Below are 17,696 nucleotides of genomic sequence, written 5' to 3'. Positions count from 1 at the left end.
ATTTAAAGATACATTTTTCATACCTTCTTCAAAGTTTGTATGCTTTTTGCTTATCCAAGTAACTTCTTCTAGGTTTCTTAATTCTTTTAATAGTGGGTATTCTGTTTCCCATTCTTGTATTGACTTATTTAGTACAGTTGTATCTTTCATAATTTTCCACCTCATAATTTTTCATTTTATATGTTTCAAAATTGCATTCGATTTAATATTATTTAATTTTCTTAAATACAATTTATCATATTGTTTTTTTATAGTCAATAATTTATTCAATTTCATTCAATAGTATTATTTAATGGTATCAATTAAATTTGATTATACTATATTTAATTGTTATAATTATTATTCAACTATGGTTACATAATTACACTTTATTATTTCACTAAATTTAAAAACTTATGTAACGTATAAAAGGAGTTTATATATGAATGATGTAAATGTTTCACAAAATATTTTAAAATACAGAAAATCAAAAAATTTAACTATTAAAGATTTGGCATCTCTATCAGGTGTTACTTCTTCTTTATTAAGTCAAATAGAAAAAGGAACTGCAAATCCATCGTTAAATACTATTAAAAGTATTGCAAGTGTTCTTGAAGTTCCTTTGTTTAATTTCTTTGTAAGCGATATCAATACTAAAGATTTAGTAGTTAGAGCTGATTCTCGTAAGAAAATGACTTTCCCTGAAAGTGATAGCTTTTCTTATGAGCTTCTTTCTCCAAATTTAAATGGATCTATTGAGTTTATGATGATGAAAATTCCTCAAAATGCACATTCTTCTGATGAACTTATGGACCATAAAGGTGAAGAAGTTGCTTATGTTACTAAAGGTTCTGTTCATCTTTATTTAATGAATGATGTTATATTACTTAATACTGGAGATAGTATTAAGATTCCTCCTCATGCTAAGCACAAATGGGTAAATGAATTTTCTAATGAAGCCGAAGTTGTCTTCGCAGTTACACCACCTTCATTCTAAAATTATACATTTAGAACTCAAAAAGGCTGATAATACCTTTAATGAAATATTGGTTCATTAAAGGTATTCGTCACAGTAACCACCTTTTTGCATATATTTCTTTATTTATTATTCTCATATTTTTTATTGATGTGCTTAAAGAAGGATAGTAATATTTTCATGATAAATTCACATAAATAATATAAAATAATTAGTAAGTATAAAATAAATAACAAGTTTAATAGGTTAACTAAAATAAATAACAAAGGAAAAAGGAGTGGCATAATGAGTAAATCTATATTAGTAATAGAAGATGATTCTAATATACAGGAATTAATAGTAGAGTTTTTAAGCTCAGAAGGTTATGAAGTAGATTTTGCTAATGATGGTTTAGAAGGTGTACAAAAATTTAAGCAAGCAGAATATGATTTAATAATTTTAGACATAATGATGCCTAATTTAGATGGCTATGGAGTTTGTAAAATGATTAGGAATACATCAAGTGTACCTATAATATTTTTAACTGCTTTAAATGATGAGGGAGATGAAATAAAAGGATTTGAATTAGAATGTGATGATTATATAACTAAGCCATTTTCATTTAATTTGCTTATAAAAAGAGTAGAAGCAGTTTTAAGAAGAAGCATAAAAAGTAGCAATGATGATACTGTATCTTTTGAGAATTTAAAACTAAACTTAAGCACTTATACAACAGAAGTAGAAAGTCAAATTATAGAATTGACTTTAAAAGAATTTAATATACTCAAAAGTTTAATAGAAAGATATCCTCAAGTTATAACTAGAGAAGGGCTGCTAGACGACATATGGGGATATGATTATTATGGTGATACAAGAATCGTTGATGCACACATAAAAAATATAAGAAAAAAGATAGGATTACCTTACATAAAAACAGTAAAAGGAATAGGATATACACTTGAGAAGGGTATTTGATAAATGGGAAAACTTGAGTATAAGATATAAGTTATTTTCAATAACTACCACATTACTTGTAGCACTAGCAATAATCATATATTTAATCTTATATTTTTTATTACCAACATATTATCATAAATATAAAATAGAATTATTAGATAAAAGTTTAACCACTTTAGCCGAAACTTCAGTAAGATATACAACAGAGTATTTAGAAGAAAAACTTTATTATATGGCTAAAGAACAAAATCTATCAATAGTTTTAAGAAATCAAAATGGTAGGGTTATATATGGAAAGAATGAAGTAATTGTTTTAAGATACAATAAGTATATAACAAATAGTGTTACAGATGAATATAGAGTCCGTATTCCAATACAGACTAGTGACTCAGTACTTCCTTATACTTTAGATGTAATAATGCCGCTACAACCGATAGATGAAGCTAATGATGTAATACGACAGTTAATGCCCTACATAATAATAATAGCTGTCTTAATAGCTATTGTAGGTGCATATATATACTCAAACGTTATAACGAAGCCTTTAATTCACATAATAGAAAGTGAAAGAGAGGCAGAACATAGAAGAAAAGATTTTGTTGCTACTATATCTCATGAGCTAAAAACACCAATAACTATAATTAGTGGACAACTAGAAGGTATGATTTATAATGTTGGAAAATACAAGGATAGAGATACATATCTTAAAAAGTCTTATGATAGCACTCAAGAACTAAGAGATTTAGTAAATGAAATGATAGAAATCTCTAAAAGTGAAATATTAGAAACAGATTTATCATTAAAAAATGTAAATCTAAGCGAGTTGTTAAATAAACTAGTAAAAAGACAAACATTTTTAATTGAAGAAAAAAATATAAAGACAATTTTAAAAATTGAAGAAAATATGTATGTAAAATGTGATGAAGAAAGAATTACAAAAGCAATAAACAACATAATAAATAACGGAATAAAGTACTCGCCACAAGGAGCGGATTTAATAATTAGACTTTACAATAAAAAAAGTTCAAAAAATAAAGTATATTTAGAAGTAGAAAATACAGGAATAACTATTGATAAAAAATATTTAAGTGAAATTTTCAACCCCTTTTTCAGAATAGAAAAATCTCGTTCTAGAAAAACAGGGGGAAGTGGGTTAGGTTTGTACTTAGTAAGCCAAATACTTAAAACTCATGGATTTGATCACAGCATAAAAAACAAAGAAAATTCAGTTATATTTACTATTGAATTTAAATAATAAAAATTCAAAAATCATTCACAGAAAACTCACATTAAATTCATATATAAGAGTTATTATATAAGTATAAAAGTACTAGCTTAAAAACCATAATATAATACCAAATTGTAATGGCAACCATCCCCTCACATCCTCCTATAGAGTTGTCATTACAAAAGATTTATCCTCAAAACTAAGTTTTGGGGATATTTTTTTGTGTATTGATAGAAAGTATATTAAATTAAAAATTTAGGTTGAGTTTAGCATAAGGAAAAAAATATAAAATAGTTGACAAGGAAAATGATTTCGAGTAATATATTGGTATAGACCAATTGGTATAGACCAATTATTAAAAACTAATATAGATGATGGTGAATATATGAAAAAAATTGATAGAAATATAGATGTACCTCTTCATATTCAATTAACCAAAATAATAAAAGCAATGATAGAAACTAAAGAATTAGTTGAAGGAACTTACATAATGCCAGAAAGAGAACTATGTAAACTTCAAGAAGTAAGCAGAATGACAGTAAATAAAGCTATCTTAAATCTGGTAAACGAAGGTGTTTTAGAAAGAAGGCAAGGAAAAGGCACTTTTGTAGCCTATAAAAAACAAAAACATAAGTTTCAAAACCTAAAAGGTTTTACAGAAGTTATGGGAGAAAAAAATTTGAGTGTTAAAAATAAAATTTTGAAATTTGAAATTAAAACTCAAAATAAATGTATTAGGGAAAAATTAAATATAAGCAATGAAGATGAATTAATCTTTGAAATAAAAAGGCTTAGAATAATTGATGGAGACCCATTTGCGTTAGAAACCGTATATATACCACAAGAAATGTGTCCGGACTTAAATGCAAAATTAGTAGAAGAAAATTCTCTATATACATTATTTAAGGAAAGATATAATTATAAAACAAAAAAAGCAGTTCAAACAGTAGAACCAATAATATTAAACAAAGTAGACGCACAAAGCTTAAATCAACAAATAAATTCTTTAGCGTTAAAATTTGATAGAGTTGTTTATACACAAGAAGATGAAGTATTAGAATATACAATATCTATATTTACAAGTGATAAACATCAATATCAAATTGTACTAACTGATTAGGTGGTGAATAATATGAAGGCAATAATTAATGGAAAAATAGTTCAAGAAAATAGTATTTTAGAAAATAAAGTATTACTCTTTGATGAAAAAATTGTAGATATCTGTGACGTGGCTCCAAAGGATTGTGAATTGATTGATGCAAATGGGAAATATGTATCTCCAGGCCTTATAGATATACATGTTCATGGTAGCAATGGAAGTGACACTATGGATGACAATGATGACGCTATACCAAACATAAGTAAATCACTTTGCAAAAATGGAGTAACATCTTATTTACCAACTACTATGACAATGGATACAGTAGATATTTATAAAGCATTTGATAGAATAAGCCTTGCAATGAAAAGTTCAATAGGTGGAGCTAGAGTATTAGGAGCACATATGGAAGGTCCATTTATAAATGTAAAATATAAAGGAGCTCAAAATTCTAATTTTATAATTAAGCCAAGTTATAATTTTGTAAAAGATTATATAGATTCAATAAAAATAATATCTTATGCACCAGAAATGGATGATGATTTTTCTTTCACTGAAGAAATTAAGGAAAAATCAGATACTACATTATCTATATGTCATACACAATGTACATACGAACTTGGTAAAAAGTATGTGGAAAAGGGAGTTTCTAATATAACGCATTTATTTAATGCAATGACTCCGCTAAATCACAGAGAACCAGGAATAGTTGGACTAGCACTTATGACAGATGTTTACTGTGAACTAATAGCAGACAAAATACATGTAAACAAAGAGTTATTCCAGTTTGTACTAAAAACAAAAGGTAAAGACAAAGTTATACTTATAACAGACTGTATGAGAGCAGGATGTATGAAAGATGGAGAGTATGACCTAGGAGGACAAAAGGTAATCGTAAAAGATAATGCAGCAAGACTTGAAAGTGGGTCTTTAGCTGGAAGTGTACTTACATTAAACAAAGCAGTATATAACTTCTTTGAAAATACAGACTTAGGTATAAATGAAGCTATACAATTAGCATCATTAAATCCAGCTAAATCTATAAGTGTAGACAATAGAAAAGGTAGTTTAGAAATAGGAAAAGATGCAGATATTGCAATATTTGATGAGGATATGAATTGTCACCTTACAATAGTAGAGGGACAGATAGTATATAACAAAATAAATTAATAGTAGGTGAAGGTATGAGAATAATAGTTTGTGAAGATTACGAAGCAGTAAGCAAAAAAGCGGCTCAAATGATATTAAGCCAAATAACACTTAAGCCAAATTCAATTTTAGGATTGGCTACAGGAAGTACGCCAGTTGGAATGTACAAAAACTTAATACAAATGAATAAAGAGAAGGTAATCGATTTTTCTGAAGTAAAGACATTTAACTTAGATGAATATTACAACTTACCGAGAACAAACAATCAAAGTTATTACTACTTTATGCATGAAAATTTATTTAATTACATTAATATAAATCCAGCAAATATAGATATACCAAATGGTATGACAGAAAATATAGAAGCAGAATGTGATAGATATGATGCAACTATAAAAGAAGCAGGTGGAATAGATATTCAAGTGCTTGGAATAGGAAATAATGCACATATAGGATTTAATGAGCCAACGGTTAATTTTGAAAAAGGAACTCACTTAGTTCAGTTGGATGAATCAACAATAGAAGCAAATGCTAGATTTTTTAATAATAAAGATGAAGTACCTAAAAATGCTTTAACTATGGGTGTTGGATCTATATTCAAGAGTAAAAAAATAATGCTTATCGCATGTGGAGAAGCTAAAGCAGAAGCAATCTATAACACAGTTTATGGAAAAGTTGTACCAGAAGTTCCAGCTTCAATACTTCAATTCCACAATGATATAGTATTAATACTAGATAAAGAAGCAGCAAAACTTCTTAACAAAGAAGATTACAAAACAGCTTAGTAATTACATATAGTAATAATTTTCTATATACAATTTAATACTAATATAAAGCTAAGGAATAAATACGAAAAATAAGGGAGAGACTCAATCATGGTTAAATTTTTACAACGTATAGGTAAATCATTAGTGTTACCAATTGCGGCGTTACCAATTGCAGGTATAATGCTTAGATTAGGTCAACCAGACGTAATAGACGCTTTACCGTTCTTACACAACATATTACCATATTTTGGTGCAGCAGGTTCAGCAATATTTGATAACTTACCAATGTTATTTGCACTAGGTGTTGCAGTTGGATTATCAGATGACCAAAATGGAGCATCAGCACTTGCAGGTATAGTATCGTATTTAACATTAACAAAAGTTACAGGTCAATATTGGGCTATGAACTTAACTCCAGAAATAGCAACTACATTAAACATATCATTCTTAGGTGGTATATTAGCAGGTATAATTGGAGGATTATGTTACAATAAATTTAGACGTGTTAAATTACCAGAGTTCTTAGCATTCTTTGGTGGAAGAAGAGCAGTACCTATAATGTCAGGTCTTATATCAGTATTAATAGCGATACCTCTTGCTATGATATGGCCAGGTGTTCAAGGTGGTTTAACTTCTGTATCAGGAGGATTAGCTGGAATGGGAGCTCTAGGAGCTGCATTATTTGCATTCTTCAATCGTTTATTATTACCACTAGGTCTACACCATGTATTTAACTCATTCTTCTGGTTCCAGTTAGGTGAATTTGGAGGAAAAACGGGAGATTTAAATAGATTCTTTGCAGGAGATCCTACAGCAGGTCATTTTATGGCAGGATTCTTCCCAATAATGATGTTTGGATTACCAGCATTAGCTCTTGCAATGTACTTTGCAGCTAAAAAAGAAAAGAGAAAAGCAGTAGCAGGTATGCTTTTATCACTTGCTTTGACATCATTCTTAACAGGGGTTACAGAGCCGATAGAATTCTTATTCATATTCTTATCACCAGTATTATTAGTAGCTCATGCATTACTTAGTGCAATATCTATGTTTGCAACTGATAGTTTGGGAATACTCCATGGATTCACATTCTCAGCAGGGGCAATCGATTATCTTATAAACTTTAATTTAGCAACTAAGCCATTACTATTATTACTTGTAGGTTTAGGAATAGGTGCAGCCTACTTCTTCGTATTCTACACATTAATAACTAAGTTAAACCTACCAACACCAGGTAGAGAAGAAGATGATGAAGATGAAGATGTATCAGTAGGAAATACTAATGTAAAAACTTCTGACGCTGAACTTTATGTAAAGTATATAGAATACTTAGGTGGAGCAGAGAATATCGTAAAAGTAGATAACTGTGCTACTCGTTTAAGATTAGATGTAGTAGATTCAGCAAAGTTAAATGAAAAAGGATTAAAATCAATAGGAGCAAAAGGTGTAGTTAAATTAAATAGTACAACTGTTCAAGTAATAGTTGGAACAACTGTAGAATTTGTTGCAGATGGAATAAAAGACATACTAAATAAAAGAGCTTCTTAATATAAAGCTAAAAAAGTTATCTTAAAATAATTATTTTAAGATAACTTTTTTTTACGAGTAAAGTAGTCTGTAATATATCCTAGAACTATAACTCCAGGAATATCTATTATTAATCTTGCTAAAGTGAATTTATATCCAAGGGAGCTAAACTCAAATAATAATGTAGAAGCTTTAGTTACACACCATGCATTTAAAAAAATGATTATATTAGAAAATTTTACTCCTTTTTTTAATAAAACTGCAGTAAATGGAAATGCAGCATACATAGGTCCAGCCGCAAAAAAAGCAATTAAAAATGATAATAGTATTCCTATTATACCTGAATTATCCCCCATATACTTTATAAAAGACTCTCTAGGAATCCAAACATCCATAAGACTAAGTAAAATCATAACCACAGGAAGTATACCTAACATTTGGAGTATACTAGATTTTGTACTTAGAAAAATATTAACACCTAAGGATGTATTAAATAAGTATATTAAAATACATACTAATAATCCTACAAAAAAGTATTTATATCTTTTTAAAATAAATTTTATATCTATCATCCTAATATACCTCCTACAAAAAAAGCTACAATAAATGCAAATAAAAATGCAAAAAAGTTTCTAAAAAATGCAGCACGCTTCCCAATGTACTTGGCTTCTAAAGAAAATGTTAATACACCTACCATAGTAAGGGTAGAAATTAATGCAGCAACTTGAGGGTATCCAGCTCCACTTTTTAATAAAGAGTCTCCTGTAGAAAAAGCTACAAAAGTAGGCATCATAGTAATTGAACCGATAATAGATGAAAAAGCTATCCCAAACAAACCAGATTCTTTTCCGATAAAAGAAGATATAGTTTGTGTATCTATTGTTGATAATATAATGCCTACAATAATTATTATAAAAAGAAATTGTGGCATTATAGCTTCAAAAGATTTTAGACCATTTTTTATAGCTAACTTAGTTTTATTTTTATCCTTGAGAAAAGATATTACAAGAAGTACTGTACATATAGTATAAAGAATATAAGATGTCATAAAAATCTCCTCCTATATTAGTATCCTATGAAATTATTTTATAATAGTTAAACTAATTGGTTTTAAAATAAATAAATAATTTATTTATGGAAAAAATAAATTTATAAAATAATCAGGAGGAAACTATATGAATGATATGAATAATATGAAAAAAGAAATTAAGAAAACTGCTAAAAAAGCAAAATACATGGCGCAAGAAGTTGCAGAAGATGTAAAAGATAATTTTCAAGGTGCAATGATAATGGTGGAAAATAAAAAAGATGAAATGATTGATAAATATGAGCAAAAGAAATTTGTAAATGATATAAAACATAAAATGGAAAAAGACATGAAATAATAACAATAGATAAAAGTGTGATTTGAACAATCTATTTAAAGCATAAAAAGATTTGCTGCAATATACTTTAGTATACGGTGGCAAATCTTTCTGTATTTTAAATTGTATGGGTACATTTTAGGTTTTATACTATTTTATACAAATACTAATGCCAAATGTATGGTTTGAATAGTACTATAGTAATATAAATATAATTAAGAAGGGTGAGATTAAAGTGCAAAATTTAAACAGTGTTACAAGTACTAAAACCAAATATATGGTAACTACATCTTTGTTTGCAGCTATTATATTTCTTACAATAGCATACATACTACATATACCAATAGGTAGCAATAATGGATATGTTCATATAGGAGATGCATTTATATATTTAGCAGCAGCTATTTTACCAATGCCCTATGGATTAGTATGTGCAGCTATTGGAGCAGGTATGGCAGACTTTGCAAGTGGTGCAGCAATATGGATAATACCAACTATAATTATAAAACCTATATTAGTATTATTTTTCACATCAAAAGAAGATAAAATTATAAATACTAGAAATGTTATAGCAGCTGCAGCAGCAGGAATTGTAGGATGGATATTATATATGGTTGCAGAAGGCATAATTATAGGAAGTTTTACTAGTGCATTTGTATTTTCATTAATGGGATTGGTACAACCTATAGGTAGTTTTATAGTATTTGTGTTAATAGGATTAACATTTGACAAATTAGGTATAAAAAAGACTTTTTAAAATAGGGAGGAAAAAATGAACATTTTATATGAAATAGAAGATAGTCTTTACGTAAATATAACTAATCAGTGCCCATGTAGATGTGTATTTTGTATAAGAAATGAAGGAGAAGAAATTAATAATAGTGGGAGTTTATGGTTAGAACATGAACCTAATATAGATGAGATTAAAGAAGAATTTAAATCATACAATTTAAAAGATTTTAGTGAAGTTGTATTTTGTGGATATGGAGAACCTTTAGTTAGAATAAATGAAGTAATAGAAATTGCAAAGTTTATCAAAGAAAAAGAAAATATAAAGGTTAGAGTAAATACAAATGGACTTAGCGATTTAGTACATGAAAAAAATACATCAATTATGTTAAAAGATGTAATAGATTCAATATCAATAAGCCTAAATGCTCCAAATAAAGAACTTTATACTAAGGTGACAAGACCTAAGTTTGGAGATATATCTTTTGATAGTATGCTTAATTTTGCAAAAGAGTGCAAAAAAAATGTAAAGGAAGTTGCATTTTCGGTAGTAGATGAAATATCTCAAGAAGAAATAAAGCAGTCTTATGAAATAGCAAATTCAATAGGAATAAAATTAAAGGTTAGATATAAAGCATAATAATTGACAAATAAGAATTGGACGAACTATACTATATTATATAGAAAAATATAGTGCAATATAACACGAACTAAAATCATATAATATATTAGACATAACTGACTATTAAGAAAATACTCGCTAAAGAAATCTCATTAAAGAAATCTATAGTGAGTATTTTTAGTTTGTTATATAAGAGGGGGGGATTTAAATGGAAAGACTATTTCCAATTTTAACTAACAAGAATGTTAACATTAAAAGAGAAATAATGGCAGGGGTAACAACATTTTTAACTATGGCATATATAATTGCCGTAAATCCAGGTATTTTATCTCAAGCAGGAATGCCTGCAGGAGCGCTTGTAACAGCTACTTGTTTAGCAGCAGCATTTGGATGTATTTTTATGGGAATGGTAGCAAACCTGCCATTTGCACTAGCATCAGGCATGGGACTCAATGCGTTTTTTGCGTTTTCAGTAGTATTAGGAATGGGGATTTCTTGGGAAGTTGCACTTACAGCAGTATTTGTAGAAGGTATTATATTTATATTATTAACCTTATTTAAGGTTCGTGAAGCTGTTGTTAATTCAATTCCAATAAATATGAAGTTAGCAGTTACTGGTGGTATAGGAGTATTTATTGCATTTATAGGATTTGTTCAATGTGGGCTTGTAATAAAAAGTGATGCTACATTAGTAACATTAGGTACTTTTACTCCTACAGTAATAATAACGTGTATAGGCCTTGCTATAATAGCAGTATTAGATAAAAAAGGAGTCAAAGGAGCTATACTTTATAGTATAGTAATAAGCTCGTTAATTGGATGGTCTATAGCTTTAATCAATCCTGAATATGCTGCAAAAATAGGAATATATTTACCCAATGGTGTGTTTAAATTTGAAAGTATTGCACCAATAGCAGGAAAAATAGACTTTGCACATATTATGAATGGCGAAAGTATATGGGCTTTTGTAGGGGTAGTTTGTACATTCTTATTTGTAGATTTTTTTGACACTGTAGGAACGTTGGTAGGTGTATGTTCTAAAGCTAATATGCTAGATGAAGATGGAAATGTTCCTAATGCAGGTAGAGCGTTATTAGCAGATGCAGTAGCTACTACAGTAGGTGCGGCATTAGGTGTTTCTACAGTTACTACTTATGTTGAAAGTTCAACTGGTGTTGCAGCTGGCGGAAGAACTGGGTGGACAGCTGTAACAGTAGGTGTATTATTTTTAATAGCAATGTTTTTTTCACCAATATTTATATCAATACCAGCTTGCGCTACATCACCAGCATTAATTTATGTAGGTTATTTAATGCTTGGAGCTATCACTAAAATAGAGTTTGATAATATTACAGAAGGTGTTCCAGCATTTATATCAGTAGTTGGAATGGCATTGACATACAGCATAGGAGATGGTTTAACATTAGGTATATTATCTTATGTTGTTATAAACATACTATACAATTTACTAGGAGCTAAAAATGCAGAAGAAAAGAAAAAAGTATCTGTTGTCATGATAGTTTTAGCAATAATATTTATTTTAAAAATTTGGTTGTTATAAAAATTTGATAATATAAAAGAAATTAGTTATAATTAATAGTAAAATAACAATTAAGGAGCATTAAGATGAGTTGTTGCAAAAATAAAGGAAACAATCAAGGTGGTTGTTGTAAAAATAATAAGATAGATAAAGAAGAATATGAAGAATTAAAAGAATATTTAAAAGAAGAAATAAAAGACTATAAAATAGTGGATTATATGGATGAGAGTAATAAACATAATAGACTTGTAGAAGTTGAGTTTGAGGATTATATATTAGAGTTAGAACATGTAGAGGCTGAGACTATAACATTAGATGATATTATAGAACTAATAATAAAAAATAATATAAAATAACAACTAAGGCTTTATTGACTATTCTAGTTAATAAGGTCTTTTTTTATACAATAGTTTATAAAATTAAATATATAAACAATATGTGGAGGAATAGAAAATGAAATCAGTGAGTATATGTATAGGGAGTTCTTGTTATATTAAAGGGTCTCATTATGTAGTAGAAATTTTTAAAGAACTTATAGAAGAGTACAATTTAAAAAATGAGATTGAATTATATGCATCTTTTTGCTTAGAAAAATGTACAGAAGGAGTTTGTGTTAAAAGATGGGATGATAAAATCCTATCTGCTAGCAAAGACAATGCTAGATTAATATTTGAAAAAGAAATACTTCCATACATATAGATAGGGGGGATTTTAATGTGGTTTATGGGGTTTTCAAATGTAAATTGTAAAGACTGCTATGCTTGTGCTAGAGTATGTCCTGTTCATGCAATAAAAGTAAAAGATAAAGAAGCACATATAATGACAGAAAGGTGTATTATCTGTGGTAAGTGTATGAAAGTATGTCCACAATATGCTAGAGTAAAATCATCTATTGGATTAGTAAAAAAATATTTAATGAACCATGAAATAGTTGTTGCATCTGTGGATCAAAGTTTTTATGCAGCTTTTGGAGAACATAGCAATGTACTAACAACTGCTCTTAGAAAATTAGGGTTTAATTACGTTGAAGAAACTATCTGTGGAATAGATAATATAGGGGAAATTTATGAAAAGTATGCAAATGATCCAAGTGAAATTCCTTATATAACAAGTTTCTGCCCATCTGTAATTAGCCTTGTGCAAAAACACTATCCACATCTTATTAAGAATTTAATTCCTTCAATCTCTACTACTACAGCTCATGCAAGAATATTAAAACAAAAATATGGTGAGAATGTTAAAGTTGTTGCAATAGGACCATGTTTATCTAGAAAGGTAGAAGGTTACAGTGAAAAATCTATAGATGTAGTTATCACATTTGTAGAATTAGTAGAATGGCTACAAAATGAAAAAATTGATCTTGATAAATTAGAGAAAAGCAACTTCGACAATAGTTTTAGTTATGAAAAAGTAAACACAATTACTGGAGATGCTATTGATCTTATAATTAACAAAGATAAAAAAAGAAATATTATAAAAGTAGATGGAATAAAAGATTGTATATCAGTTCTAGAAGGAATAAAAAAAGGTAGATTTAAAAATTCGATACTAGCTATGTATTGTTGTAGACATGGATGTTTACAAGGAGTTGGTATGGTAAAAGACAATCTTACTGCATATGAAATAGAAGAAAAATTTTATAAGTATTTCAATATGTACAAAGAAGATGGAATAAAAAATGAGATAAAAAATGATTTGACCGAAATACAGTTAAAGAAAAATTTTGAACCTCTTAATGTTCCTTTAAAACAACCAGGAGATAAAGAGCTTAAAAAAATATTGAATGATATGGGTAGGTATAAAAAACAAGATGAAGTGAATTGTGCTAGTTGTGGATATCATACTTGTAGGGAGAAAGCCGTAGCAGTATATAATGGAATGGCAGAAGTAGACATGTGTTTACCCTTTATGAGAGAAAAAGCAGAGACTTTAACAAATATAATATTTGATACTGTACCTGAAATAATAGTTATAATAGATAAAGAATTTAATATTACTCAATTAAATATTAGAGCAAAGAAGTTTTTTAGAATAAATGATAAGGTAGTAAATGGTACACCAGTAGATGAATATTTAGACAGAGATACCTTAAGAAAAGTAAAAGAAACTAAAGGTAATATAATAAAGCAAAAAGTATTTATTGCTAAATATGATGCAACAATAATACAAAGTATAATATGGGTAGAGCTAAATCAAGTTATTTTATTTTTCGCAGATGATATTACAGAATATGAAAATATGGAAAAGAAACATCAGCAAGTTAAATACGACTCAATAAATATGGCTCAACAAGTAATTAATAAACAAATGGTTGTTGCACAGCAAATAGCCAGCCTTCTAGGAGAAACAACTGCAGAAACAAAGGTAACTTTAACCAAGCTAAAAAATCTTATTCAAGAGGAAGAGGATAGAAAATGATGAGATTTTTTGTGGATTTTGCTAGTGGAAGTTTAAATAAATTTAATGAAGAGCTATGTGGAGATAAAGTTGCCTTTTATAATGATGATGAAAAATTTATAGGTGTACTCTCAGATGGTTTGGGAAGTGGAGTAAAAGCTAATATTTTAGCTACTTTAACTGCACAAATTGCAATTACTATGCTAAAAGAAGGCTTGCCTATTGAGGAAGTAATAGATACAATTATACATACATTGCCTGTATGTGCAGTTAGAAAGCTTGCGTACTCTACATTTACTATAATTAAAGTAGATACTACTGGTATAGTATATATAGCAGAATTTGAAAATCCAAGCATTTTTTTCTTAAGAGAAAATAAAATTCGATATTTAGAATGGACTACTAAGGAAATAAATAATAGAATTATAAAAGAGAGTAAATTTCAACTAAAAGAAAAAGATGTATTAGTATTTGTAAGTGATGGTGTAATTCATGCAGGTGTTGGATATGTTTTAAATCTAGGTTGGGGTTGGAAAGATGTAGCTAAGCATTTAGAAAAATTTATAAAAAGTAATATGTCTGCAAAGACAATAACTAATAATTTGCTAGGCGCATGTGATTTACTTTATATGGGTAAGCCAGGGGATGATGCAACAGTAGCAACTATAAGAGGGATTAAACAGCAAAATGCAGTATTGTTTTCTGGACCTCCTATAGACAAGAAAAAAGATAAAGAAATTGTAGAAAAAATATTAAAGATATCTGGAAAAAAAATTATATGTGGAGGAACTGCTGGAAATATTGTTGCACGCGAACTTAAAAAGAGCATAAGAACAAGCTTTAATATAGTAGATAGAGATATCCCTCCAATTGGATATATAGAGGGAATTGATTTAGTAACAGAAGGTGTATTGACTATACGAAAAGCAGCAGAAAAATTGGAACTTATTAAAAATTCAAATGATTTAAGTTTTATATATGGAGAAGATGGAGCCTCACAGCTAGCTAGAATTTTATTTGAAGAGTGTACTCACATAAAGTTAATTATAGGTAGAGCAATAAATCCAGCTCATCAAAATCCGGATTTTCCAGGTGAACTTAGTATTAAGCTATACGTACTAAATTCACTTAAAACCGCATTGATAGAACTGGGTAAGATAGTAGAAGTAGAGTATTATTAACAACAGACAAAAGGTTAGATCAAGGGGGGAGCGATATCAGTGGATAAATATGGGGTAGTGGAAGAGTATTTAGAAAAGTTTAAACAAGATAAAGAGCACATAGATTATTTTAAGAAATTTTATACGTATTATAATCGTTCTAACCCTAAATATGTAAACTTAGTTATGGAGAAGGTACTTGAGATAGCTAAAGAATGTGGTTATAAAAATGAATATGGTTGGTGTTTAAGTTCAATTGGTTGGTACTATAGTGATTGCTGTGAAGTAGACAAGGCAATAGAATATCATAGTAAATCAAATGAAATATTTATAGAATGTAATGATATGGATGGAACGTCACAAATGTACAATGCTCTGTTAGCTGATTATACAAAGCTAGGGATGTTTGACATGGCAATAGAATATGGATTGAATGGAATAAGTATAGCAGAACAAAGCTCTAGAGAAGATTTATTACCACCCTTATTAATAAACACTGCAAATGCATATTTACAAAGTGGATATTACAAAGAAGCTTTAGAGTTAGTAAAGAGACTAGAAAATTTATATTGTGATATTAAAGATGAACACAGAGCAATCATGTACAATCTATTGGCTGAAATTCACCTAAAATATGAAGATAATAATGCAGCATATGAGTATTGTTATACAGCTTATAAGTTAGTTAAAAAACATAATTATAGTTTCCTTTTATCAGAAACATTATCTATTTTAGGTGAAATTAGTCATAAAATTGGTAAAATTAATGAATCTCAAGAATACTTTGAAGAGTCCATCAAATATGCAAATCGATACAAAATTGCAGATATAAAAATTAGAACATTAATTAGATGGGCTAAATTAAATTGTTACTTAAATAATTTGGTAGAGGGTGAAGAAAAACTAAAAGAAGCTATAGAAGAATCTAAAAGAATTAATTCTAATGTTTTATTAAAAGAAATTTATGAAGAGCTTAGCTTAATATACATTAAATGTAAAGACTTTGAGAAAGCATATTATGCAAAAGAAGAACTTTGTAAATATGAGAAAGAAATATTTAATCAAAGTAGTAGTGTGTGGTTTGCAAGATTACACAGTAAAACCATTACCCAAGATGCTATGGCTTATAAATCATTATATAATCAAATTGATATAATTTCTAAAATAGGTAAAAAAATAACCTCAAAGTTAAAAAAACAAAGTACATTTGATACAATATATGAAGAAATAAACATGCTATTAGAAGCAGATGTATTTGGAATTGGTTTATATAATGAAGAAGAAAAAACTATAAACTATGAGTTTCTTATAGAGCATGGAAAAAGACAAGAAAATATACCATTGAAAACAGATAATGAAAAAAGTTTTGCAGCATACTGCGTTAACAATAAAAGGGATATTATAATTAATGATTTAACTGTAGAGTACAAAGATTATAAAGAAGCATATGAAGCTAATAAAAAAAAGAATGAAGAACTCCCTTACTCTTTAATATTTTGTCCGTTAATTAAAGATGGTAAGGTTATAGGAATTTTAAATTTACAAAGTTATAATAAAAATGCCTACACAATAAAGGATTTAAATACCTTGAAAATTCTAAAAACGTATATAACTATAGCTATAGAAAACTCAAAACTTTATGATAGAGCTAATTACCTAGCTAAATATGATAGTTTAACAGGGGCATTAAATCGTAGAGAAATATTAAAAATAGGCAAAAAACTTTTTAATATAGATGTTGTAAAAGGGCAATCTTTTATAATTTTAATGTTAGATGTAGATCACTTTAAAAAAATAAATGATACATATAGCCATAATATTGGTGATTATATTCTAAAAAAAATGATAGGCTTAATAAAATTAGAACTTGGTAATAATGGAATTGTAGGAAGATACGGAGGGGAAGAATTTTTAATTGTATTACCTAATACTAATTTAGAAGAGGGATATAATCTAGCAGAAAAGATTAGAAAAGCTCTAGAGCAGTATAGCTATACAATAAGTAATGATAAAAGTATAACAGTAACAGTTAGTATCGGTGTTTGTGCTTTAAAAGAAAGTAATACATCATTCTCTAATGGAATTAAGTTAGCAGATGAGGCATTATACAAAGCTAAAAATATGGGTAGAAATTTAGTTTTTATAAAAAATAAATAATTGCAAAAGGTAAGATTATTAAACAATCTTACCTTTTATATTTTCGTTTGTTTTTTTTGAATATTTTAC

The 17,696-nt window shown here is 28.2% G+C and carries 18 protein-coding genes; 16 read left to right on the top strand and 2 right to left on the bottom strand.

All coding sequences use genetic code 11. The features are described from left to right. Positions 1-421 precede the first annotated feature (421 nt). From ACRC03_RS18275 to nagE, 7 genes are all read left to right on the top strand, one after another. On the top strand, positions 422-976 hold the full coding sequence (locus ACRC03_RS18275) for a helix-turn-helix domain-containing protein (RefSeq protein ID WP_438654040.1): 555 nt from the start codon (positions 422-424) through the stop codon (positions 974-976). Between the two features lie 264 nt (positions 977-1,240). Continuing rightward, on the top strand, positions 1,241-1,909 hold the full coding sequence (locus ACRC03_RS18270) for a response regulator transcription factor (RefSeq protein WP_438654039.1): 669 nt from the start codon (positions 1,241-1,243) through the stop codon (positions 1,907-1,909). Continuing rightward, on the top strand, positions 1,893-3,146 hold the full coding sequence (locus ACRC03_RS18265; protein WP_438654038.1) for a sensor histidine kinase: 1,254 nt from the start codon (positions 1,893-1,895) through the stop codon (positions 3,144-3,146). The genes ACRC03_RS18270 and ACRC03_RS18265 overlap by 17 nt, the downstream gene beginning before the upstream one ends. A gap of 358 nt (positions 3,147-3,504) precedes the next feature. Next, on the top strand, positions 3,505-4,239 hold the full coding sequence (locus tag ACRC03_RS18260) for a GntR family transcriptional regulator (protein ID WP_438654037.1): 735 nt from the start codon (positions 3,505-3,507) through the stop codon (positions 4,237-4,239). Between the two features lie 12 nt (positions 4,240-4,251). Continuing rightward, positions 4,252-5,388, top strand: coding sequence for an N-acetylglucosamine-6-phosphate deacetylase (gene nagA, locus ACRC03_RS18255; RefSeq protein ID WP_438654036.1), 1,137 nt, complete (start codon positions 4,252-4,254; stop codon positions 5,386-5,388). 14 nt (positions 5,389-5,402) lie between these two features. Continuing rightward, positions 5,403-6,152, top strand: a complete 750-nt coding sequence (gene nagB / locus ACRC03_RS18250) for a glucosamine-6-phosphate deaminase (RefSeq protein WP_438654035.1) — start codon at positions 5,403-5,405, stop codon at positions 6,150-6,152. A gap of 90 nt (positions 6,153-6,242) precedes the next feature. Beyond that, complete coding sequence (gene nagE / locus ACRC03_RS18245) at positions 6,243-7,679, top strand: N-acetylglucosamine-specific PTS transporter subunit IIBC (protein ID WP_438654034.1); 1,437 nt, start codon at positions 6,243-6,245, stop codon at positions 7,677-7,679. A 35-nt stretch (positions 7,680-7,714) separates the two neighbouring features. On the opposite strand, the gene ACRC03_RS18240 is transcribed toward nagE, so the two are convergent. Continuing rightward, positions 7,715-8,230, bottom strand: a complete 516-nt coding sequence (locus ACRC03_RS18240; RefSeq protein WP_438654033.1) for a permease — start codon at positions 8,228-8,230, stop codon at positions 7,715-7,717. Further along, positions 8,227-8,706, bottom strand: coding sequence for a permease (locus tag ACRC03_RS18235; RefSeq protein WP_438654032.1), 480 nt, complete (start codon positions 8,704-8,706; stop codon positions 8,227-8,229). Before ACRC03_RS18235 ends, ACRC03_RS18240 begins: the two co-directional genes overlap by 4 nt. Positions 8,707-8,833: 127 nt before the next feature. On the opposite strand from ACRC03_RS18235, the gene ACRC03_RS18230 reads away from it, so the two are divergent. The 9 genes from ACRC03_RS18230 to ACRC03_RS18190 all read left to right on the top strand — a co-directional run bounded on the left by ACRC03_RS18230 (position 8,834) and on the right by ACRC03_RS18190 (position 17,627). Next, on the top strand, positions 8,834-9,043 hold the full coding sequence (locus ACRC03_RS18230; protein ID WP_438654031.1) for a hypothetical protein: 210 nt from the start codon (positions 8,834-8,836) through the stop codon (positions 9,041-9,043). Positions 9,044-9,257: 214 nt separating this feature from the next. After that, entirely contained in the window at positions 9,258-9,779 is a 522-nt protein-coding gene (locus ACRC03_RS18225) for a TIGR04002 family protein (protein WP_438654030.1), read from the top strand. 15 nt (positions 9,780-9,794) lie between these two features. Continuing rightward, entirely contained in the window at positions 9,795-10,391 is a 597-nt protein-coding gene (locus ACRC03_RS18220) for a TIGR04100 family radical SAM protein (RefSeq protein WP_438654029.1), read from the top strand. Between the two features lie 190 nt (positions 10,392-10,581). Next, entirely contained in the window at positions 10,582-11,934 is a 1,353-nt protein-coding gene (locus ACRC03_RS18215; protein ID WP_438654028.1) for an NCS2 family permease, read from the top strand. A gap of 65 nt (positions 11,935-11,999) precedes the next feature. After that, positions 12,000-12,269: a hypothetical protein gene (locus tag ACRC03_RS18210; protein ID WP_438654027.1), complete on the top strand. Its 270-nt coding sequence runs from the start codon at positions 12,000-12,002 to the stop codon at positions 12,267-12,269. 97 nt (positions 12,270-12,366) lie between these two features. Beyond that, the gene (locus tag ACRC03_RS18205; protein WP_438654026.1) at positions 12,367-12,612 is read left to right on the top strand and encodes a (2Fe-2S) ferredoxin domain-containing protein; all 246 of its coding nucleotides are present in this window, start codon (positions 12,367-12,369) and stop codon (positions 12,610-12,612) included. Between the two features lie 15 nt (positions 12,613-12,627). Continuing rightward, positions 12,628-14,331, top strand: a complete 1,704-nt coding sequence (locus ACRC03_RS18200) for a [Fe-Fe] hydrogenase large subunit C-terminal domain-containing protein (RefSeq protein WP_438654025.1) — start codon at positions 12,628-12,630, stop codon at positions 14,329-14,331. Continuing rightward, positions 14,328-15,491 (top strand): SpoIIE family protein phosphatase, encoded by a 1,164-nt coding sequence (locus ACRC03_RS18195; RefSeq protein WP_438654024.1) that lies wholly within the window; start codon positions 14,328-14,330, stop codon positions 15,489-15,491. The genes ACRC03_RS18200 and ACRC03_RS18195 overlap by 4 nt, the downstream gene beginning before the upstream one ends. A gap of 39 nt (positions 15,492-15,530) precedes the next feature. Then, the gene (locus ACRC03_RS18190; protein WP_438654023.1) at positions 15,531-17,627 is read left to right on the top strand and encodes a diguanylate cyclase; all 2,097 of its coding nucleotides are present in this window, start codon (positions 15,531-15,533) and stop codon (positions 17,625-17,627) included. Positions 17,628-17,696: the final 69 nt, after the last annotated feature.

It is taken from the genome of Romboutsia sp. (assembly GCF_051659545.1).
In the GTDB taxonomy this organism is placed as follows: domain Bacteria; phylum Bacillota; class Clostridia; order Peptostreptococcales; family Peptostreptococcaceae; genus JBOFOR01.
The sequence above is the reverse complement of the archived record's forward strand: the minus strand, read 5'-3'. Positions and strand labels throughout refer to the sequence as shown.

Coding starts and splice junctions, on each gene's coding strand:
- ACRC03_RS18235 (WP_438654032.1), bottom strand. CDS start 8,706: ATGACATCTTATATTCTTTATACTATATGTACAGTACTTCTTGTAATA.
- ACRC03_RS18220 (WP_438654029.1), top strand. CDS start 9,795: ATGAACATTTTATATGAAATAGAAGATAGTCTTTACGTAAATATAACT.
- ACRC03_RS18195 (WP_438654024.1), top strand. CDS start 14,328: ATGATGAGATTTTTTGTGGATTTTGCTAGTGGAAGTTTAAATAAATTT.
- nagE (WP_438654034.1), top strand. CDS start 6,243: ATGGTTAAATTTTTACAACGTATAGGTAAATCATTAGTGTTACCAATT.
- ACRC03_RS18270 (WP_438654039.1), top strand. CDS start 1,241: ATGAGTAAATCTATATTAGTAATAGAAGATGATTCTAATATACAGGAA.
- ACRC03_RS18230 (WP_438654031.1), top strand. CDS start 8,834: ATGAATGATATGAATAATATGAAAAAAGAAATTAAGAAAACTGCTAAA.
- nagA (WP_438654036.1), top strand. CDS start 4,252: ATGAAGGCAATAATTAATGGAAAAATAGTTCAAGAAAATAGTATTTTA.
- ACRC03_RS18215 (WP_438654028.1), top strand. CDS start 10,582: ATGGAAAGACTATTTCCAATTTTAACTAACAAGAATGTTAACATTAAA.
- ACRC03_RS18240 (WP_438654033.1), bottom strand. CDS start 8,230: ATGATAGATATAAAATTTATTTTAAAAAGATATAAATACTTTTTTGTA.
- nagB (WP_438654035.1), top strand. CDS start 5,403: ATGAGAATAATAGTTTGTGAAGATTACGAAGCAGTAAGCAAAAAAGCG.
- ACRC03_RS18205 (WP_438654026.1), top strand. CDS start 12,367: ATGAAATCAGTGAGTATATGTATAGGGAGTTCTTGTTATATTAAAGGG.
- ACRC03_RS18200 (WP_438654025.1), top strand. CDS start 12,628: ATGTGGTTTATGGGGTTTTCAAATGTAAATTGTAAAGACTGCTATGCT.
- ACRC03_RS18275 (WP_438654040.1), top strand. CDS start 422: ATGAATGATGTAAATGTTTCACAAAATATTTTAAAATACAGAAAATCA.
- ACRC03_RS18210 (WP_438654027.1), top strand. CDS start 12,000: ATGAGTTGTTGCAAAAATAAAGGAAACAATCAAGGTGGTTGTTGTAAA.
- ACRC03_RS18260 (WP_438654037.1), top strand. CDS start 3,505: ATGAAAAAAATTGATAGAAATATAGATGTACCTCTTCATATTCAATTA.